Here is a 21,359-nt window from a genome sequence, read left to right on the forward strand (position 1 = left end):
CTTTGGGCTTCTAAAAGACGCCCTTTTGGCTTGCAAAAGGTGCCCTTTAAGGCCCTTATTAACGCCCTTTTGAAGTCCAATTAAGCACCTTTTCTTATACCGTTTTATAACTAATTGATTTACTGTTGGTTGTGAACCTACTTCTTATATGTGTTTTTGCCATTATTTACAGATGTTTTAATTGAAATTATGTAATGATTTTTCAATTCCTTGTCTACATGTTTTCGAAGTCTTAAAATGAAAAGGTTTTCATTGAAAGTGGGTGATAATAGGGTAGATAGATTCCTTTGATGTAGGTGAGTCTATAAGCTTTTTGATTGCTGTGAGGCTAATAAGGTTAATCAGACAGATAAGCCTAATAAAAGTCAGAAATGTAGTTTTTCTTGTCAATTTAGGAATAACTCTTGCAGGTTTCAATATTTTCAATTTACTTTGTATGCAAAACAATAAACCTAAACTGTTGAAGACAATTCTCACAATAACAGGTTCAGATAGCACTGGTGGCTCTGGTGTGCAGGCTGATATCAGAACGATAGCAACCTTAGGCGGGTATGCTGTGTCGGCTGTAACGTCTGTTACGGTGCAGAATACCTTGGGTATTCAGGCTTTCTATGACCTTCCTGCGGAGATTGTTAGAGGACAGATTGAGGCGATTATCAATGATATGCAGCCTGACACGGTAAAGGTGGGAATGATTAGAACCATAGAGACCTTGGCTGTTGTGGTGGATGCACTGTTGAAGTATCGTCCTCACCATATTATATATGACCCAATTGTGACGGCAAGTAATGGTGACAGATTGATGACAGATGACGTGATAACACAGATACGTTGTCGTTTGTTGCCACTTTGTTCGCTTGTCATTCTGCGAGAAGGAGAGGCTGAAAGAATCTTTGATTGTTCTTCGTTGAAAGGAGAAGGGAGTCGAACTGTACGCTCATTTGTACTGGACGACCCTTTACAGCATGGTCTTGCCAATAGCTTTTCATCAGCACTTGCGGTCTATCTTAGTCAAGACGAGCCGATGGATGAAGCGTTACAACATGCTCGGGAGTATGTCAGAACACTTGTAGCAAGGAAGAGTGATATCAGTGGACGGAGTAGTCAGCTGTATAATGAATTCTTAGAAGCTGTTCAGTTGCATTATCATACGAATCGTGATGTTGCCTTTTATGCTGACTGTCTGAATGTTTCTCCACGTTATCTGTCGCAGGTGGCGCATAGAATATCTGGTAAATCTCCCAAATGTATCATTGATCATACATTGGCAGAGGCACTTGCCTGTCAGCTTCGAACGACACAAAAGACCATTCAAGAGATTGCATATGAGCATGGTTTTGCCTCACAAGCTCAGTTCTCTAAGTTCTTTAAGAAGCAGATGGGACAGACTCCGAGTGAGTGGAGACGTCCTAAGAAAGACCTCCCCCTAACCCCTCCAAAGGAGGGGAGTGTCTAACGGGATAAAGTAGGGGGCAACATGTAGGCTTTTAAAGCTCATAAATCCGTGTGTTGTTCTTACGATTTTCTCATCTTTTTAAAAGGAATTTCTAATATTAACTAACACATATAACATCTTCATGTACACTCATTCGTGAGTGAAACATGGTAGAAATCTAAAAATTAAAGTAATATGGCAAATAGACAAGAACTAAACCGCAACCTCGCTCAGATGTTAAAGGGCGGTGTAATCATGGACGTAACAACACCAGAGCAGGCGCGTATAGCTGAGGCTGCAGGTGCTTGTGCAGTAATGGCATTGGAACGTATCCCAGCTGATATTCGTGCTGCTGGTGGCGTTTCACGTATGAGTGACCCAAAGATGATTAAAGGCATTCAGGAGGCTGTGACGATTCCTGTGATGGCAAAGTGCCGTATTGGGCATATCGCTGAGGCGCAGATTCTGCAGGCAATTGAGATTGATTACATTGATGAAAGCGAAGTTCTATCTCCTGCTGATAATATCTATCATATTGACAAGACACAGTTTGAGGTGCCATTCGTTTGTGGTGCACGTAATTTGAGCGAAGCATTGCGCCGTATTGCAGAGGGTGCAACAATGATTCGTACAAAGGGTGAGCCTGGTACAGGTGATGTTGTACAGGCTGTTAGCCATATGCGTTTGATGCAGAGTCAGATTCGTGAGCTCGTTAGTAAGCGTGAGGACGAACTCTTTGAGGCGGCTAAGCAGTTGCAGGCTCCATACGACCTCGTGAAGTATGTACATGAGAATGGTAAGCTTCCTGTAGTGAATTTCGCTGCGGGTGGTGTGGCAACTCCTGCTGATGCTGCATTGATGATGCAGTTAGGTGCTGAGGGTGTGTTTGTTGGTTCTGGTATCTTCAAGAGTGGTGACCCAGCTAAGCGTGCTGCAGCTATCGTTAAGGCGGTTACAAACTATAATAACCCTAAGGAGTTGGCAGCATTGTCAGAAGACTTGGGTGAGGCTATGGTTGGTATCAACGAGCATGAAATTGAAGTGCTCATGGCTGAGCGTGGACAATGAGAATTGCCGTTCTTGCCCTGCAGGGAGCGTTCTTAGAGCATGAAATGATGCTCCGTAAGCTGGGAGTTGATTGCTTTGAGGTGCGCCGATTGGAAGATTGGCAACAGGAGAAAGATGGTTTGATAATCCCTGGTGGTGAGAGTACCACTCAAGGAAAGCTCCTTCGTGACCTCGGTTTGCTTGATCCTATCCGTGAAGCTATCGAAGCAGGATTGCCAGTCTTTGGTACTTGTGCGGGTTTGATACTCCTTGCTCGTGAGGTCGAGGGGAATAGTCCGTCAGCACCGGTTCCTCCTCGATTGGGCACAATGCGTATGACTGCTGCTCGTAACGCCTATGGTCGTCAGTTGGGTAGTTTCCATACGGAGGCTCCTTTTAAGGGGATTGAAGTCGATATCCCAATGACTTTTATCCGGGCACCTTACATAAAGGAAGCGGCTGGAGAGGTAGAAATACTTTCAGAAGTTGATGGTCATATCGTTGCTGCTCGCCAAGGAAACCAGCTTGTTACTGCTTTTCATCCTGAATTGGATAGTGATATGCGTGTGCATGAATACTTCTTGGAAATGGTGAAGGGCAGATGATATCTTAAAGGAAAGTATAACTAAATAATGAATATAGGCTGTTACAGATGCTCATTGGCATCTGTAGCAGCCTATATATGTTTTTGTTATATTCTAAAGAATTAATATCGTAGCTCTTAACTAACAATAAGTTGCTCTCCGCTTAGCTACATCTTGCAATGCGTTAAGTGCTCCGCACCATTGGTGCTTACCCTCCGCACAATAGGTGCTAAGCACCAGCACGAGATGTGTTGGATGTTAAAAGTGTTATTGGAGATGGTTGAATAGGGTTTTACTGGTCGTTTTTATAATAATAAGACATGGTTAAGTAGCTTGTTGGGAGTATGCTTATGGGTCAGTCCTAAAACCCAGTTGCAAGTCTACCCTCTTAAGCACATAATTTCATAAGTATTTATTACCTTTGCATCATGAAGAGTCACCAATTATTACGTTGCATCTTTCCAGATGTACTTGCCGACTACTTTGATGTGGTCGATATTCAAGAGAGTGTTTCTCAGTTTGATTTTTGGCTTGACGAGCGTAATTTTATGGAAAAGTCAGACCATAAGTTAGGCACCGTAAGCAGTTATGGTTTTACCAGCGAGCGTGTTATTCAGGACTTCCCCCTTCGTGGCAAAGCAGTTTACCTCCATGTTCGCCGTCGCAAATGGCGTGACAGTTCCAACGGAGAGATATTTACTTATTCATATGATGATTTGACGGCTGAGGGCAGTAAACTATCCCCCGAGTTCGTTTCTTTTTTAAAAGAATAGAATTGAGTCCACTGCAGAGAGCATCGCAAGTATCGGTGCTCACTATGGCGTAAATGGCAAGCTGTTATCCACACAGTACAAGGAACATCTCAGTGATTATCGTAGCTGGGATCAGTTAGATCATGCTCAAGACTGGCTATTGTTTGAAGACAACATAGGAGAGAATCTAAGTATTGATGAGACCTGTCTAAGTAGTGGCGAGGTTTATACTTTTCTGACCAACAAGGCGGGAAAGGGCAGAAAAGGGACTTTGGTAGCTGTGGTTAAAGGGACCAAGGCTGAGGACGTCATCCAAATTCTCAAGACGATAAACCTTTCTAAACGGGAGACTGTCAAAGAGATAACACTCGATTTATCATCTTCTATGATGCGTATAGCCCGCTCTGTTTTTCCCAAAGCACTTATTACCAATGACAGATTTCATGTACAGAAACTATATTATGATGCTCTGGATGACATGCGTATCGCTTACCGATGGATGGCAAGAGATAAAGAGAATGAGGAGATAAAAGAAGCTAAAAGTAAGGGAAAGGAATATATACCATTTAGATACAGCAATGGTGACACGCGTAAGCAGTTGCTCGCCAGAGCAAAGTTCATATTGACCAAGCACAAGACCAAGTGGACTGAAACACAGAAAGGTAGGGCACAAATCATCTTTGAACATTATCCGACACTGAAAAAGGCATATGACTTGGCTATGAAACTTACCGATATTTATAACATCAAGAGCATCAAGGATGCTGCAAGGCTGAAGCTGGCAAAATGGTTTAATGAGGTTGAAGAGCTGGGAGTGGACAATTTCTACACAGTGATTGACACGTTTGAAAATCATTATCAAACCATACTCAATTTCTTTGTAAACAGAGCTACGAATGCAAATGCCGAGTCATTCAATGCTAAGGTTAAGGCATTCAGGGCACAGTTCAGAGGAGTCACAGATATTCCTTTCTTTTTATATAGGCTTATGAAATTGTGTGCTTAAGAGGATAGGCTTGCAACTGGGGTTTTAGGACTGACCCATGCTTATCAGTCAGTCTTGATAAGTTCTGTAAGCCAGTATTTACTGATATAATGTTTGTAATATCAGACTTAAAGACATAAAAAAAGGACTACCGCTGTAGTCCAACCTTTGTTAACCTTAAATCTAATACTATGAAAAACACGTTGCAAAGATAAAGAGTATTTTTTATATTTGCAACTTTTTTATCGTCTTTTTTTAGTATATAATGTGTTATTGATTTATGTCAAGTAAATAATATGACAATATGATAGTTTGATGGGCTCTATTAATTAGCTTTGTCATCTTCCAAAACTATCTTCGAGGGCAAATTGGTAGTGAACGAAGAAGTTGTGCGGTCATTGATAAGGTTACGTAAATTAATCTGTTCATTCTGTCCATCTTTCTCTATATATTCTATTCTTTCTGTCTATCTCTTTCTGCACATTCTGTCTTTTTTTGTTTGATTTTCATTAATTCTCTTCTTTATTTTAATTTTTCTTATTACCTTTGCTGCCGATTTGGTTGATTTTATGAAATGGTTTGGTAATATTCAGTACCTGCTTTCAACATACCATTAACTGACAATAACGAATGAGACAATTAGGATACATCAGTTTTAGCCACATTTATTCCTTATATAATAAGGGGCTTGTGCAGGTACAATGCGCTGGTAGGCAGGATGGTGTGTGCTCATTTGTAATACGCTTAAAGTCTTTTTTAGATTATTTGACGGGTGAAGATAGAAAAAAGATAAGAAATTATTTGGTAGTTTCAAATAATTTTATACTCTCTCTCTCTCTCTCTCTCTCTCTCATAGTAATATAACTCTTTCATTATTAGTCGTTTACGTGCTTGCGCAATGCGTGGCACGTTATGGCGTATCGACAAAGGGCTTGCTGTATTTGCCCTTTGTCGATTTTTTTGTTAGTAATCGTTTTTTTCTCATATATTTTGATTGGAGCCATGTTGACACGCATGGGCAAGGTGCCGTTTGCGTCCTTGCCCATGCATTTCAATGTGGTTACCTAATTCCCCATTACGTAATTTGAGTGAACTGACATATTTATAAATTAACTAGTTATTAAGCTTATGACAAAAATTAGAAAGACGGTACGACAACTTTATGTTCGTCCTACAATCGATGTCGTTAGAGTGGCATCCGAGGGCAGCCTCCTTGCTGGTAGTCCTCTCGTTCGTCCTGGTGGTGGTGGTACTGGTAGCCAAACGCCTGGAACAATTCAAGTAGTCCCTCCTACGTCAGATGACAGCAACCCAGATGACGAGATTGAAGGATGATGAATATAAATCACTAAGAATTTAATTTAAAGATGAAGAAAAATATTTTCTATTATGCGCTGTCTGCCTGTGTTGTTGGTGGTATGGCGTTGTCGTTTGCTTCCTGCTCCGACGATGATTTGGCATCCAACCAGGGTGGAAGCAATGATGCCTTGGTACGCTTTAGTGTGAATGATGTGCAGTCAGAAGCAATTGCCCGTGGTGCTGCAATGACCCGTGGCGCGATCACACCTGGACTTGCTAACAAAGATCTTGCTGGTCAGAAACTTACTGCACACAGCAATCGTAACCTTGACGTATGTCTTATTGAGACCACCGTTGAAGGCATAAACCCAGTAAAGGCTGATGCACGCACTCGTGCTAACATAGAAACCACGATTGGTGGCGACTTCTCGTCAACAGGTATCCGTGGTGTTGCAGCAACAAGCATATTGACAACACCAGAATGGTTCAAAGCTGCGAAAACCAAGAGCAACGGCGAACTCTATACCCCTATTCGCTGGTCGTTTGCACAGCCTTGGGCACGCTTCTTTGCGGTTTATCCTTCTAAGGATAGTTATTCTAAACTTACCATCAACGATATGACTTCTGCCGACAATGCCCCCAGTGTTGACTTCACGGTAGAACCTAACGTCAGAGATCAGAAGGACTTTATGACGGCATGTACAGGCGAGGTGCATTATGCAACACAGGGCGAACAGCCAACAACCAACCTCGACTTCCGCCACGCCCTTACAGCTATCCGCTTTGCTGTGGGTCAAAACCTTTCGTGGAACAAAACCATCGACAAGGTTGAGATTCGCAATGCCATTATGAAGAGCAAGTACAAGCTCTCAAACGAGTTCAATGGTACAGGTGCTGCCTGGGATAACACGGGTGCTACTCGTGGTACAGCGACCCTCTCGGGTGTATACGTCAGCACCAGCCAAAACCCTAACGTAACCATCATGGGTAACACAGGCGACAACTTCACGTTCTACATGATACCACAGGTGCTTACTGGCAACAATGTCCACGCATACATTCACTGCACCGATGGTACTGTAATTGACGTTGTATTGAAAGGTGAATGGAAGGCAGGTACAACACGCACTTATAAACTTAGCCAGACCAATTCTACTTGGACATACACTATTACAGCAACCGACCCAAGCCGTGCAGCCGAATACGACGAAACAACATCACAACCTTATGGTATCACCAGTTTCCGTGAAGACCCTGTAACACATACAAAGCAAGCAGTAGCTTGGAAGGTAATCGGCTACAGCGAGGATAATGGTGCAACTTGGACCAACAATAAGCCTACTTGGATGACCGCCCTTAGCAAAGAAAGTGGCGATGGCAGTACAGCTGCTGAAATTGGCAATGCAACTTTTACCAAAGATGTCACCGACCTTTTAAAGGTTCGTAACGATGGACTTAAGAATGCCACTCCTTTAGGTACGGCTTCTGCTCCTTATGACCTTTCTATGCATGATTACCAAGGCAATGCTACATCACGTAATACTGCTAACTCTTACCTTATTTCTGCTCCTGGACATTATCGTATACCTTTAGTTTATGGTAATGCAATAAAGAACGGTAACGATAATCCAAATTCCTATAAGACCAGCAATACTGGTACTTATATTCTTAGCAACTTCAAAGACAACTATAACCAAAAAATCACCAATCCTTGGATAGAGAAAACCAACGGCGGTACCTATGCTGGTCTAGATGGTGCTAAGGTAGTCTGGGCTGACGAGGCCAATCTTATCCGCTTTAGTTCTACCCCAATCGTACATGATGGCGGCAATGCTTTCCTTGAGTTCGAGGTCAAGGCTTCCGACATCAAGAGCGGTAACGTTGTCGTTGCTGCAACCAAGAATGGAACAGTCTTTTGGTCTTGGCACTTATGGTTTGCCCCTAAGAGTGCACTCAATAAAATAGAAGTTACCAACCATCAGGGAAATAAATACAACCTAACTGAAGAAACTCTTGGTTGGAAGCCTACTAAGTGGGATAATACAACCTACAATAACGTACGTACTGTCAAAGTTAAGGTTGAGCAAACCATCGCTAACAACGGAACCAAACAAGTTGCTGTTCTTAACATTACCCAAAATCCAGGTACAAAAAGGACAGGTATTGCTACTATTTACCAATTTGGCCGTAAGGACGCTTTCCCTGGTATGGACGGGACACTTCCTCAAGGAAATTTCATTAAGAATGCTGGCGACAATATGTCCATCGCCAACGGTATTCAGAAACCACAAAACTTCTATACTCAGGGTAATTCTTGGTACAGTAATCCTCCAATTGGTTATTCTTACTATAACCTCTGGTCTGCCGAGAGTACCCCTGCTATAGGTTTCAACGACGACAACGTAATCAAGACTGTTTACGATCCTTGTCCTGTTGGTTTCAAGATACCTACTTTCAAAGCCTTTACAGGTTTTACCAGCGATGGTAACAATCAAACCACTCTTGCTAATATCAATGTTGACGGTACTACTGAATATCAAAAGTATTCTTCTGCTTTCGGTCATAAATTCTGGACCAATAGTAGTAAGACTGCAACTATCTTCTTCCCGGGTGTAGGTCAACGCACCCCCATCGATGGTTCGATGGTCAATCTGACTGGTGGTTATTATTGGGCGGCGATTCCAATAGACCAGTACTTCGGTCGTTACTTGTTTTTTGGCCATACCTTCGTGCAGCCGCAAGCCAACCACAATCGGCCTAATGGATATGCTGTGCGCCCCGTCTCAGAATAATTCGATTGATTTGATTCATTTGATAATTTAATTCATTTTCCTACCCCCTATACGAGAAGTGATTTCTGGTTGGGGGTAGGTTTTTTGTTTACGATAAAGATAAGAAGTAGCCTCTCCCCCTTACCCCTCCGCCAAAGGGAGAAAGCCTCACCCCCAACCCCTCTCCGAAAGGAGAGGGGAGTAATTACCGAGATACCCCTTGTTGTAGTTGACAAGTTTTTGTTGACAAGTTGACGGGTTAACAAGTTGCTTGCAGACAGGATAATTTAAGACAAAGTAACATAAGAACGTTTTTTACTCACAGCAAATCAATAGGGGTATCTCACATTTTACTTCCCTCTCTTGGGGGGGGAGGGGCGGGAGAGGGACTTGCTTCCTGTGGAGGAGTGGCTGGTTGGAAGTTTGGAGTTGATAGGCTGGGAGGCTAATAGTTTGTTAGTTACTCTGTTTGTTAGTTTGTTTGTAACTGAAAAGCATTTTTATCCGTTAAAACTTTGTTATGTCATTTTTTAAGCCTATCTTTGCAAAAAATAAAAGGATTAAGACGTTTAAGGATATGGGATTCCGGCATTCAGTGAGATTGATGTTGGAATTCTATCTTTTTTATGTCTATTGAAAAACGATTAATTTTTAAAATAAGATTTTATGGCTTATATGTCACAGGAAGGTTACGACAAACTCGTAGCCGATTTGCAGTATTTAGAATCTGTTGAACGTCCCAAGGCATCTGCTGCTATTGCCGAAGCTGCCGATAAGGGTGACTTGAGTGAGAACTCTGAGTATGATGCTGCTAAGGAGGCACAGCGTCATCTGGAAGCACGTATTGCTGAATTGAAGATGACCGTGGCACAAGCAAAGATTGTTGATGTGTCACGTTTGAGCACTGATGCCGTACAGATTATGTCTACTGTTGAGATGACAAACGTAAAGACAAATGCTAAGATGAAGTATACGATTGTTAGTGAGACAGAGGCTAACCTGAAGCAGAATAAGATTTCAATCAAGACTCCTATTGCACAGGGCTTGTTGAATAAGAAGGTGGGCGATGAGGTTGAAATCACTATCCCTCGTGGTACTATCACTCTGCGTATTGATAAGATCTCAATTGATGCATAACAATAAAACAAGGAGGTTTGTATGACAATATTCAGTAAGATTGCAGCGGGTGAGATTCCAAGCTACAAATGTGCAGAGAACGAACAGTTCTATGCTTTTCTCGACATTGATCCTGTAACAAAGGGTCACACACTTGTCATTCCTCGTAAGGAGGTTGACTACATCTTTGATATGGAAGATGAGGAACTTGCAGCCTTTGAGGTTTTTGCAAAGAAGGTTGCACGTGCAATAAAGACGGTCTTTCCATGTAAGAAGGTAGCACAGGTCGTCTTGGGATTAGAGGTTAACCATGCACATATCCACCTCTTGCCAATGAACAGCGAGGCAGATGTTAATTTCAAACATCACGTACAGGTTGATGCTGAGGAGCAGAAGGAGATTGCTGCAAAGATTTTCAAGGCTTTCCAGGAATTGGATTAAGTGATAGCTGTTGACACAGAAAACGAACAGAGCGGAGATATATCATAAGGAATATATCTCCGTTTTTGCTTATAAAGAATCTCGATGAAGAATATATGGGATGATAGATGGCCTGATTGGCTAATTGACGAAGAGCATCGTTGGGAAAATATAGATAGGGTTAAGCCGGCAAGGAGGATTCTTGGTATATTGTTTTTGTTACTGGTTTATCTGATAATAGGCTTAATCTTTGCAGGGCTTTCCATGTTAGTTCTGCATGTCTTTGATCTCGAAAATATAGGAAGTAATACAATACTGCTTTTTTCCTTTTTAAATAGTGATTACAAGTATCTATTTGCATGTATTGCTCTTGTCCTTAGTCTTGCCACGGTGATATATAAGTATAGGAAGGATAACACAGGGGAGAGAGTTCTTTTTTTCTTTATTTTTATGCTTGTCTATTCTTTTCTTATACCATTAATGGTAGCTGTGACTACTCCTGTAATCTGCTATGTGAATCGAAATTTTGGTGAAAAAGAGGTAGTGCAAAGGGATGCTGTTGTAAAAGAGTATCTTGGTATATCAATGCGAAAGGGAAGGAAATTGTTTTATCGTATAAAGATACTTGGGACAAATGAAGAATTTGTTTTTCGCACATCTGATGATATTGAATCCTCAAAGAATACTCCTGGTATACTTTATATGCATAGAGGATGGTTCGGAATGTATGCTGTGGATAGTTTAAGAATTAGTTCTGACAATAGATTAGAAGTCTTTGTTATCGATAAATATATGAAGTAGTTAGAAGGTATCAGCAAGATTATATACGGTTGTGATTTTATCAAACAGGGATATACTGTCATTGCATATCCCTGTCTTAATATATGGAAGAATCATTTAACAAAGTAATCCCACTTTTACCCAATTTGTAGCTCCCCTCCTTTGGAGGGGTTGGGGGAGGTTTTTATTTATACAAACTCATCCCCTTTCTTTATCTGTACCTCATTTACATATTTCCTTACCAATGCCGAAGAATCTTCTTTCTTACAGATAAGTAATACATTGTCCTTTTCTGCAATGATATAGCCATCGAGTCCGTTGATGACACCTAATTTGCCTTTGGAGAGCTTTATAATATTATTAGCAGCATCTTCAAGGATAACATCCGAGTCTATGACAACATTATCACCATCTCGCTTGCTTAGTGACTCATAAACAGCATGCCACGTTCCAAGGTCTGCCCATCCAAAGTCGCACCTCATCACATAAACATTCTCCGATTTCTCTAAGATGCCATAATCTAATGAAATGTTAGGATAGCGTGGGAAATTATCATGTATGAAAGTCTCTTCATCCTCTATCGTTGTTATCTTACTGCCCATTTCACCTTCACGCAAAACAGAAGGAAGGAAGCCATAGAGGCATTGACGAAGGTAATTGACGTTAGAGAGGAAGAGCCCTGTATTCCAACACCACTCCTTACTATCCATGAACATTTGTGCAAATTCTCGGTCTGGCTTTTCAGTAAAGGCTTGTACCTTATATATATCACCATTACCCGTGTAGACGCCCTTCTGAATATATCCGTATCCAGGTTCTGGTCGGGTAGGGCTAACTCCCATAGTCAGTATAGCATCATTCTTCTCAACGAACGATAATCCCTCTTTGATATTGCGAAAGAAAGCATCATCATTAACAATGTTATGATCAGAAGGAGATATTATGATATTAGCTTTAGGGTCGAACATCATAATACGATGCACTGCCCATGCAACACTTGGTGCAGTGTTTCTGTGGATTGGTTCAGCCATGATATGATTGGCTGCCACTTCAGGCAACTGCTCTCTGACAAGGTCAAGATAATCGCAGCTGGTATTAATATAAATGTTCTTTTTTGGAAGAATATTTGCAAAGCGGTCAAATGTTTGTTGAAGCTGAGTACGACCCACACCAAAGAAGTCTATAAATTGCTTTGGATACTTGTCTCTACTGCAGGGCCATAGTCTTCGTCCCTTGCCACCGGCAAGAATTACGCAATAGTTGTTCTGTTTCGTAGTCATTATCTATTTAAGCTAACCGAATTTGTTTCTCCAAAGATACCTTTTATAACTCATACCTCCAAATCTTTTATTGTAAAATACTACAAATATGCATTATTCAAAGTATTGTCATTAAATAATTCCTCAAAAATTTGCCAAATCCAGATTTTCTCTCTACCTTTGCACTCGTTGTTCAAACAACAGCCATGCCCAGATGGCGGAATAGGTAGACGCGCTGGTCTCAAACACCAGTGGGGCAACCCATCCCGGTTCGAGCCCGGGTCTGGGTACAAATATAGACTGATAACTTACTGGTTATCAGTCTATTTTGTTTTTACGGGTAGCCAAAGGGTAGGAAAAGACAACCGTATAACCTCTTTTTGATACTTATATTACCCTCAAAAAAAGAGGGCTCAGTAGAAAAAAGGTGGGGAAATTTTCTTAATTAATATATTTTTCTTTCCTTTGTATCATGGAAGAAAAATATCTATATCATTTAGCCGAATTCGTTTTACCCAGTGATGTATTACATTATTTCTCTATTGTTAAGATAGAGTCTGATACTTCATTGTTACGTATTTATCTTGATGAGAAGATGGAGAAAGAACTTTCCGATGATCTTCATTTTGAATCAAAAGGCTTTATGGAAGCTGTCGAGGTGACGGACTTTCCGATTCGTGACCATAAGGTTATTTTGGTTCTTCGTCGACGTCGCTGGATAGATATTCGTACAGGTAAGAGTTTCTCTCTTCCCTTGCAGATAGATATTACAGCCTCCGGCACTCGTTATTCCAAAGAGTTCGGAGCTTTTTTAAAAGAAACGTATGGAGACATCCCCAGTGACCTGCCGTACGCTTGAGGAATTCTATCATATCAATGGACGTAGTTTTGAGAAACAATACAAGGAAACATTAAGCGGTTACAGGTCCTGGGATCAGTTGTCTCATGCTCAGAAGTGGCTTCTCTTTGAGGATAATATTGGTAAGAACATAGCAATAGACGAGACATCCTTGTCCAATGGTGAACTCTATACGATTATCACTAATAGGGACAAACACGGCAAGCAAGGATGTCTTGTAGCCATTGTTGCTGGAACCAAATCCTTGGATGTCTGCAAGGTATTGGATAAGATAGATGAGAAGAAACGGGAAGCTGTAGAAGAGGTCACCTTGGACTTGTCCGATAGTATGCGTAAGATTGTAAGGCATTGTTTTCCAAAAGCTAAACGAGTGATTGATCGCTTTCATATACAGAAACTTGCAAGTGATGCCGTGCAACAGATGAGAATAGAGTATCGCTGGGCAGCTTTACAGCAAGCAAATGACGAGAAAGAGAATGCGAAGTTAGAAAAGATAGCGTATCAACCACTGACTTTTGAAAATGGAGATACACGTAGTGAACTGCTGGTAAGAAGTAGGTACCTGTTGTTCAAATCATCAGAGAAATGGACTGATGAACAGAAGCTAAGAGCCAAAATACTGTTCAGAGAATATCCTGACATTAAAAAGGCTTACGGTTTATCACATTCGCTAAGAATGATTTTTGCTAAGAATACTATCAAAGATGCAGCCAGACTATCATTGGCAAAATGGTATAATAACGTCGCAGAAGCTGGCTTTCATTCCTTTAATGTCATTGCTGCAACTTTCTACGAACATTACGAAGACATACTTAACTTTTATATTAACAGATCTACAAACGCTGCTGCGGAATCCTTCAATGCAAAAATAAAACTATTTAGGGCTAACTTAAGAGGAGTTGTAGATAAAAGTTTCTTTCTTTTTAGACTTGCCAAACTATATGCCTTTCCCCACTAAATATCTACTGCCCCAAAAAGAGTGCAAGTGTATCACTACACAAACACTCTAATCAAAAATATAGTTGGCTTTAGCAAAGCCGTTACAAAGATACAAAAATAATCTTGCTTGTAATTTGGTTCTCGTTCTTCTAATATTATCTTTTATCAAGATAAGTATTACAAGCATAAGAATAAATGCAGCTTGTACTTTGTACTTCTTCTTTATACTCTTTCATAACTCAAAATCTGCTTCTTCCTCACAAAAACTATAGTCCTCATTCTTTGGAGTGTAACTACCACCCAAAGCCCTTATTGCTATCATACCAAAGAAAGCATTTCTAATGAGCGTTTTGTATATGCTACCATCATTTATGCCTCTTTCCCATTTTTCTTTGAGATTGGCGGGTAATTCTGACAACATAATTTTATTTATTGTAGCCTCATCGGTAGGCGTGTAGCCTAATCCTTTATATAGGCACTTACAATAATAGTGCATTTGTCTTTGGGTTATCTGCTTTGGTGGGTTATAACCGTCTAATAATGTCTTAAAACTTGTTACCTTGTCCATATCAAGCCACCCACCTTTAAGAGCTTTGGTAATTTCCAGAATATCCACACTACTTAATTTTATCCTCATTGTTCTCTTTGTTTTGGAGTTCATACAATCGTTTAGTTACTCTGTCAATCATTTGCTCTGGCATCGATAAAAGTAACTCTTGCATCATATCTCGCTCTTTTCTCAATATATCCTCTGGTGTAGCGGGTGACATTTTAGGCATTACATAACCTAATAGTCCGGTATAGGTTCTTATATAATCTCTATCATCAAGTCTTGCCAACCGCTTAGCAAATTCATCTTGTCCACTGTCCAGAATATTGGCAACCCACGTTTTTATATCTGTAGTAGTCTTATTGGGTGTTCCTGCTTTTCTTCCACCTGTTTTTGGAGTTCCCTTTATTCTACCCATATCTATAATTAATCTACTTTAGAAATTGCACACTCATTTTACTTTATTCTTTTTCGTTACCAAAATATGGTAACAACATACATATTATTATAAGACAAAATCATTTCTACATCATTGCACACTCACACATAAGCCCCACAATTTTTTATCTCATCATCCAATTCTCTCATTAGTTCATCAGAAATTGTAATGTTGGCATTTGTTGCAACTTCTTGAATTTTGTTTTTAAGTCTGGTGTAATTCTTTCTATCGTCAAATACACCTGCTTCTTTTAACTCATCCAAAAAGTCCCCGATTTGCGTTTGGTCTGACTGGTTTATTAATCGTGCTACAAACACATTAAAAGCGTCTCTAACAGTTTTAATTTCACTCATAACGTCCGTTTTTATTTGGTTTAACTTAGATATTGAAAAGTAATTATCTTGGTAGCGTTTTACCATCATTCCATAAAAAAGTACTTGGTGCAAGGTTGAGGCTTTAACCTCTTGTACTTCTAATTGTTGAGGTAACCTACCTTTAAATCTCATTTCATATCTCAAAAGGTTTTCTCCTTTCCACGCATCTGGGTAGTCGGCTCCTTTTGCTTTAATATCTTGTAACTTGTCATAGAAAACAAATACTTTAGGCTGCTGTTTTCCTGTTCCTTTGTAATACAGGGTTGAGGGGTCAAAATGGTATCGTCCTAATCTGGGCATACTTCCTAATTTTGCAAGATAATCAGAAACTTGGTGTTTCATTAGAAAGTTTGTACCAAATTCAAGCCCTGTAACATTAGCCTCGTTTACTTGTAGGTGTAAAGCATCACTTATTTTTTCTATTGCTTGAGCTGTTGTGCGTCTGTCCAAAGAGTAAGCGTTACTACCATACAAGTATTTGGGCAAACTCCCTGTTACAGACAAACCGCCCCCAAATATAGATACTTTCAATCCCTCTAAACTACCAAATGTCTTTATCTCTCCTGTCTGGTGGTTTATATGTGTGTTGGCGTTGTCCAGATAGTTGGCTATATTGGCGTATTGCTCCCCAATGATAGCCCTATCTATCCAGAGTTTTACTTTATCATACATCTGTTTACTTGTTACCATTTTTTGCCCATAAACTACATATTATTACAGGACGTTACCCTTTTAGGGATTGTAATCTTAATGCTGCTAAAGCCTCATCAAAACCGCCCATTTTTAACTGCTTACAATATGCACTGATAAGCACTTTTGCGTCCTCTAAAACAACTAATTCTATAGAGGTTGGGATTATGTTTGTAGGGTCTTTCTTATCTTGATAGACCATAAATAAATACCCATCTTGTTTGTACTCATAAAAGGGATTAGTTTTGTTATTCTTGCTGTAAGTGGGTTTGTCTAAAGGGTATCCGTAGGCGTAACCACTTAACTTACCATCTTCAAAATATTCTTTTAAGCCTGTAAAGTTGAGGCTATTTTTTGCTTGTAACCTCATTGATGGGATATTACTACCCTCTTTTAGTTTCTCCATCAAGTTCATAGATACAAGTCCATCCCTACCTCTCAAAAGTTCCATTGGAGGATAATAGCCCGCTTGTGCTGTAATGGTGTACTTAGGGGTTTTCTTACCTTTTGGAGTTGTATTTACCATCTTGGCATAGTAACGTATATTAGGCGTGTTCATTTCTTGCCCCCTTTCTCCATACAGTAGGTTTGCGCTTGTTGGTTTAATTCTGCCTCTGTTGCAATTCTGTTGTTTTGTAGCCATTGTTCTAATTCCAGACGGTTGAAATAGCACATTTTACCCATTGGTTTATAGTGGGGTATTCTTTGCCCCATAGTGAGTTTATAAAGGTAGCTTTTGGATATTCCCAAATATTTTGCCGCCTCATCACTTGTTAAGACTTCTTTAGAGCAAAAGATAGTGTTAGCAGTTATTAGGTCTGCCACCTGCTTTAATTCCTCTGACATTACTTTGTAAATTTAATTGTTGGGGCTGTCTGGTCTGTTTGCAAGTCCATCCCTTGTTTGCCCTGTTGCTTTTTCTGATAGTGCTTGCAATTCATTCTATCATATTGAAAGCAAGTGCAAAGTTAATGAGTAAAGGAAATGAAAAAAAGGGTTTTATGGTGTCCCTATTGGTGTCCCTAAATGTGAAAAAAGTAAAAAGCAACTCCATTTTAGGAATTGCTTTATTGTTAATCTACAAATAACTTATCAATAATATTGTGTTCTTTGGGCTTACCTCCGTTATTTTTGTTATCCATTAATCGTGAGGCAGCTCTTCCCAACCTACTCTCTCCAAAAAATATGCTTAATTCTGTATCTGGAAAGTTGACTTTATTGTCCGGGGTAGGTTGGTATATTTTTTGGAGAAAATAGGCTAATTGAGCTTTACTTATATTTTTTCTCCTAATCCCTTGTGGGGTAATCTCTATTATATTAGCTTGTATGGCTTTATCAAATAGTTTCTTTACTTCATTTGTTACTAATTCAGTAGGTAAATCAGATAAAGCTTGCGTTAAAGCATCTGGGGCTGAATTATGCTCCACTGTTGCTTGTTCGTTCTGTTGTATAGATGTTTTTTGTGTTTGCTCTTTACCATCTATAGTTAGCTGTATAAATTCTTTGTACAATGTTTCACGTTTGCATTTTATATCCTCTATTTCTTGGTACGTTAAATGCCAATTCAATCCTATACCCTTTAATTTCATATTAGCTTGCCTTATTAAACAAAGCAGTTCTAACACTCGTTCTTGTATAGCTTTTTCTTTACATAATTCAGTATCTTGGATAACTCCATTAAGATACCTCCCATCTGTTTGATAATATCGTGTATTATCATTACTTCCAAAGCGTTCTAAACGCCATTTGTCGTGCCACTCGCTTAACTGCGTTAGCGTGAGGTCAAAGTCAATTGGTAACATTTCCATCTTATTCAAAATTAAATTTAGGTAAACTGTTTATTGCATCTTGTTTGAGGCTGTCTATTGCTCTGGTATACTTCTCTGTATGCTTTAATCCACTATGCCCCAAAAGACTTGCTACAGTCTTAATATTTGCTCCGTTATTAAGAATATTAACGGCAAAAGAATGTCTTGCACAATGCCAACTAATATGCTTGTCAATTCCAGCTCTCTTAACCCATCTTTTTAGTGCTTTTAAGCACATTTCATAACTTGGTAGTGGAAATATAAGGCTGTCTTTGTTTTGCTCGTCTGTAGGTTCTCCTATAAGCCTCAATAATCCATCATTGAGTGGAATTATAACGCCACTGCTTGATGAGTGTCCCTTTGTCTTGTTTTGTTCAAACTTTAGCAACTTGTTGGAATAGTCTACATTAGAAAAAGTAAGGTCTTTTACATCACAAAATCTTAAACCACAATAAAGACACATTATAAAAGCCCTCCTTATATTGGTGTTTTCTCCATCATAATGAGTGTTTATTAATGTTTGTTCTTCTTCCAAAGAAAGTACGTCTTTCTTTAGTATCTGGTCATCAACCTTTATGACAATCCCCGTGCAAGGGTTCTTTAACATTACATCGTGTTCTACAGCAAACTTAATTACTTTCTTAAAACGTTGGTAAATACTCTTAGCACCCTCTCCAATACTTCTACTTTGCAAATACTCTGTATAAGCTATTATCATATCTTTGTCAAGCTGTTCTGGCTTTATTGACTTTGCAAACTTGCAGTATTCTGGTGTATCTCTTAAAAAGTCCTTGAACCGCTGTAAAGCGATTTGTACCATCCTTATATCTTTCTTTGTGTAATTGTTTATGTAGGTTTGAAAGTAATCCAGAAAATTTATTTTTCTACGTTCATTCTTTAGTCTATACCCCTCAATGCTTTCAAGCAATTCTTGCCCCTTTTCAAATCTGATTTTCTTTGCAAGTTCAAGCGTTTCTTTATTTTGCTGTCTTTCTATAGGGGTTCTGGGTGCTTGCCAAAGATACAACTTTAAATAATCCCTTTTTCTGTCTTTTTTTGCTACCTGTTTATCTTTAGCCTCATCATATACCATTGTATATCCAAAGTAGTAATCAAGAAAAAGGCTCTCTCTACCATTAGATAATATCTTTGCGCCTAATTTAGGATTATCTGTGTTGTCTGTACTGATAATATAAGTGTTATCAGACCTAATTTCTTTCTTTGCTGCCATAATAACTATATTTTTGATTTTTCTTGATAGCAAAGATACAATCTTTTTTTAATCTGGGTAGCCAAAGGGTAGGAAAAAATAGAAAAACAAGGTCTTTTTTATGAAAATAAGAGAATGTACCATTTTGGGCTACCTGCTGTAATACAGTCACTTAGTATGTTTTTATTTTCCTTTGTTTGACGGGTACAATATCGGGTCTGGGTACAATAAATCCCTTGTGAATCGATGATTTGCAAGGGATTTTTTCTTTGTAGGGGTACTTAAAGCGTACTTTGCTATTAATGGATAAAATCAGAACTCACTCAAGCCTTTATTCAGAACTCACTCCTATCTTTAATCATACTATTAAGTTTAAAATTATTTTCATGGAAATAAATTGATGGTAATGGCTTGTTGTGTCGGTAATGTACTTTATAATAAGTAGCTTTTCTTGCGAATGGGTTGGCTCTTGATTGCTTTTTCGGTTCTTCCTTTAAATATATAACGTGTTGGGAGGATAAAGACTTATACACTTGCATGGTATTACTATGTCAAATTATACAGGCTTTTTAAGGAGGATAAAGTAATCGATAAATGCAAATTGATACTATTTTATCCGTCTTTTACAAACAACTTATTCCTTTGTTATTTGCTATTTGTAAACTCTTTTCATACAACTCAAAACCTATACATGCTCTTTAGGCTTCTTAAAGACGCCTAATTGACTTGCAAAAGGTGCCCTTTTGAGGTCTTACTAACGCCCTTTTGAAGTCCAATTAAGCACCTTTTCTTGTACTACTTTATAACTGATTGATTCTCTGTTGGTTATAGACTTGCTTTTTAGATGTGATTTTATCCTAATTTATAGATGTTTTATTCGAAATTATGTAATGATTTTTTTCAAAATCTTATCTATATAGTTGAGGTGTTAAAATAAAAGGGTTTTCTATGTCAGAAAGTGATAATAAAGTAGGTAGTATGATAGTCTTAGCTATAATTTTCATTAATGAGTAACTCCGGTTCTTCCGTTAAGGAACCACGAAAAGCATCCACACATTTAACGGAAGAATCAATAAGGTTCTTCCGTTAAATGCGCAGATTGTTGATAGAATGAGATTAATTCACATAAACGGAATGAATCTCCCCAATTAGATGGTTTTAGGCTGAGGGATAAATTACATAACAGATATAATTAGATGCGATATCTACCTGTCATCTATAAACAACGTATTCCTTCTTTAGCTGATATTTGTAAACCATTTTCGTACGGTTCAAATCCAATACATGCTCTTTTGGCTTCTAAAAGACGCCTAATTGACTTGCAAAAGGTGCCCTTTAAGACCCTTACTAATGCCCTTTTGAAGTTCAATTAAGCATCTTTTACTTTACTACTTTATAACGAATTGATTTTCTTATGGTTACAAACCTGCTTTTTATATGTGTTTTTGCCGTTATTTATTGATGTTTTATTTGGAATTATGTAATGATTTTTCAAATCCTTATCTGCGGATTTTCGAAGTCTTAAATGAAATGGTTTTCTATGAAAGAGGATGATAATAGGATAGACACTTGACTGTCATAACTATGTTTTTGATTAATGAGTAACTTCGGTTTATCCGTTATAGCAATACGAAAAGTGTCCACACATTTAACCCAAATCGGTCATTAGAGCACAATGTTTCAGGAATTCTTGTTTTTGTGTTGTTTCCTAACATCTTTTATTTTCTTGTCGGCACCTTGCCTGTCTTTGCAACTTGACGTAGCCCGCTACGCCTGCGTTACAAAGATAGGCAATCTGCTCGACAATAAAATAGAATCTGTTTAGGCTCTAATGAGCGATTTGGGTTTAACGGAAAAACTGGAAAATACGCTTAAGATAGTTCGGAATAGGGAGGAAGTATTCTGGTTAATATGGCTTGTTGGGGAATGTGAAAAGGTGCAAATTGTCACTTATGGATAGCATTTAGATGTAATTTATGTGTATTTTCTTGGCAAATCAACCTTTTTTGCTTACCTTTACACCAAATTTGAATAACGAACAT

20 protein-coding genes and 1 tRNA gene are annotated in these 21,359 nt (G+C 39.0%); 13 read left to right on the forward strand and 8 right to left on the reverse strand.

The features are described 5' to 3' along the window. The first annotated feature begins 436 nt into the window (after positions 1 to 436). The 10 genes from J4861_RS12600 (at position 437) to J4861_RS12645 (ending at position 11,210) form a co-directional block, all read left to right on the forward strand. Entirely contained in the window at positions 437 to 1,456 is a 1,020-nt protein-coding gene (locus tag J4861_RS12600) for a hydroxymethylpyrimidine/phosphomethylpyrimidine kinase (RefSeq protein ID WP_211817112.1), read from the forward strand. 174 nt (positions 1,457 to 1,630) lie between these two features. Then, positions 1,631 to 2,503, forward strand: coding sequence for a pyridoxal 5'-phosphate synthase lyase subunit PdxS (gene pdxS, locus J4861_RS12605; protein ID WP_004360968.1), 873 nt, complete (start codon positions 1,631 to 1,633; stop codon positions 2,501 to 2,503). Beyond that, positions 2,500 to 3,087 carry a pyridoxal 5'-phosphate synthase glutaminase subunit PdxT gene (gene pdxT, locus J4861_RS12610; RefSeq protein WP_211817113.1) on the forward strand — a complete coding sequence of 196 codons (588 nt, stop codon included), beginning with the start codon at positions 2,500 to 2,502 and terminating at the stop codon, positions 3,085 to 3,087. Before pdxS ends, pdxT begins: the two co-directional genes overlap by 4 nt. A gap of 407 nt (positions 3,088 to 3,494) precedes the next feature. Next, entirely contained in the window at positions 3,495 to 3,839 is a 345-nt protein-coding gene (locus J4861_RS12615) for an ISAon1 family transposase N-terminal region protein (protein ID WP_211813866.1), read from the forward strand. Between the two features lies 1 nt (position 3,840). Further along, positions 3,841 to 4,824 carry an ISAon1 family transposase gene (locus J4861_RS12620; RefSeq protein ID WP_428842164.1) on the forward strand — a complete coding sequence of 328 codons (984 nt, stop codon included), beginning with the start codon at positions 3,841 to 3,843 and terminating at the stop codon, positions 4,822 to 4,824. A gap of 1,107 nt (positions 4,825 to 5,931) precedes the next feature. Then, positions 5,932 to 6,138 (forward strand): hypothetical protein, encoded by a 207-nt coding sequence (locus tag J4861_RS12625; RefSeq protein ID WP_249110861.1) that lies wholly within the window; start codon positions 5,932 to 5,934, stop codon positions 6,136 to 6,138. Between the two features lie 32 nt (positions 6,139 to 6,170). Next, positions 6,171 to 8,894 (forward strand): hypothetical protein, encoded by a 2,724-nt coding sequence (locus tag J4861_RS12630; protein ID WP_211817114.1) that lies wholly within the window; start codon positions 6,171 to 6,173, stop codon positions 8,892 to 8,894. Between the two features lie 645 nt (positions 8,895 to 9,539). Beyond that, on the forward strand, positions 9,540 to 10,010 hold the full coding sequence (gene greA / locus J4861_RS12635; protein WP_004360966.1) for a transcription elongation factor GreA: 471 nt from the start codon (positions 9,540 to 9,542) through the stop codon (positions 10,008 to 10,010). Positions 10,011 to 10,031: 21 nt separating this feature from the next. After that, positions 10,032 to 10,430 carry an HIT family protein gene (locus J4861_RS12640; protein ID WP_211812053.1) on the forward strand — a complete coding sequence of 133 codons (399 nt, stop codon included), beginning with the start codon at positions 10,032 to 10,034 and terminating at the stop codon, positions 10,428 to 10,430. A gap of 84 nt (positions 10,431 to 10,514) precedes the next feature. After that, positions 10,515 to 11,210 (forward strand): hypothetical protein, encoded by a 696-nt coding sequence (locus tag J4861_RS12645; protein ID WP_211817115.1) that lies wholly within the window; start codon positions 10,515 to 10,517, stop codon positions 11,208 to 11,210. Positions 11,211 to 11,377: 167 nt separating this feature from the next. Here the strand turns inward: J4861_RS12645 and J4861_RS12650 are convergent, their stop codons facing one another. Then, a complete protein-coding gene (locus tag J4861_RS12650) occupies positions 11,378 to 12,469 on the reverse strand; it encodes a mannose-1-phosphate guanylyltransferase (RefSeq protein ID WP_211817116.1) in 1,092 nt (363 codons plus the stop codon). A gap of 187 nt (positions 12,470 to 12,656) precedes the next feature. Here J4861_RS12650 and J4861_RS12655 point away from each other — a divergent pair. From J4861_RS12655 to J4861_RS12665, 3 genes are all read left to right on the forward strand, one after another. Next, positions 12,657 to 12,738: transfer RNA gene (locus J4861_RS12655), tRNA-Leu, on the forward strand. 182 nt (positions 12,739 to 12,920) lie between these two features. Further along, positions 12,921 to 13,307: an ISAon1 family transposase N-terminal region protein gene (locus J4861_RS12660; protein ID WP_211816387.1), complete on the forward strand. Its 387-nt coding sequence runs from the start codon at positions 12,921 to 12,923 to the stop codon at positions 13,305 to 13,307. Beyond that, positions 13,273 to 14,265, forward strand: a complete 993-nt coding sequence (locus J4861_RS12665) for an ISAon1 family transposase (RefSeq protein WP_211816388.1) — start codon at positions 13,273 to 13,275, stop codon at positions 14,263 to 14,265. The genes J4861_RS12660 and J4861_RS12665 overlap by 35 nt, the downstream gene beginning before the upstream one ends. Positions 14,266 to 14,478: 213 nt before the next feature. On the opposite strand, the gene J4861_RS12670 is transcribed toward J4861_RS12665, so the two are convergent. The 7 genes from J4861_RS12670 to J4861_RS12700 form a co-directional block, all read right to left on the reverse strand. Then, a complete protein-coding gene (locus J4861_RS12670; protein ID WP_211817117.1) occupies positions 14,479 to 14,883 on the reverse strand; it encodes a hypothetical protein in 405 nt (134 codons plus the stop codon). Further along, positions 14,864 to 15,214: a hypothetical protein gene (locus J4861_RS12675; protein WP_211817118.1), complete on the reverse strand. Its 351-nt coding sequence runs from the start codon at positions 15,212 to 15,214 to the stop codon at positions 14,864 to 14,866. Before J4861_RS12675 ends, J4861_RS12670 begins: the two co-directional genes overlap by 20 nt. Positions 15,215 to 15,336: 122 nt before the next feature. Beyond that, positions 15,337 to 16,281 carry a phage/plasmid replication domain-containing protein gene (locus J4861_RS12680; protein WP_211817119.1) on the reverse strand — a complete coding sequence of 315 codons (945 nt, stop codon included), beginning with the start codon at positions 16,279 to 16,281 and terminating at the stop codon, positions 15,337 to 15,339. Positions 16,282 to 16,333: 52 nt separating this feature from the next. Then, complete coding sequence (locus tag J4861_RS12685) at positions 16,334 to 16,825, reverse strand: hypothetical protein (protein ID WP_249110863.1); 492 nt, start codon at positions 16,823 to 16,825, stop codon at positions 16,334 to 16,336. Positions 16,826 to 16,854: 29 nt separating this feature from the next. Then, on the reverse strand, positions 16,855 to 17,145 hold the full coding sequence (locus J4861_RS12690; protein ID WP_211817120.1) for a helix-turn-helix domain-containing protein: 291 nt from the start codon (positions 17,143 to 17,145) through the stop codon (positions 16,855 to 16,857). Between the two features lie 227 nt (positions 17,146 to 17,372). Then, positions 17,373 to 18,107, reverse strand: a complete 735-nt coding sequence (locus J4861_RS12695) for a hypothetical protein (protein WP_211817121.1) — start codon at positions 18,105 to 18,107, stop codon at positions 17,373 to 17,375. Between the two features lies 1 nt (position 18,108). Continuing rightward, positions 18,109 to 19,338, reverse strand: coding sequence for a site-specific integrase (locus J4861_RS12700; protein WP_211817122.1), 1,230 nt, complete (start codon positions 19,336 to 19,338; stop codon positions 18,109 to 18,111). Positions 19,339 to 21,359: the final 2,021 nt, after the last annotated feature.

The sequence above is a fragment of the Prevotella melaninogenica genome (assembly GCF_018127925.1).
Classification (GTDB): domain Bacteria; phylum Bacteroidota; class Bacteroidia; order Bacteroidales; family Bacteroidaceae; genus Prevotella; species Prevotella melaninogenica_C.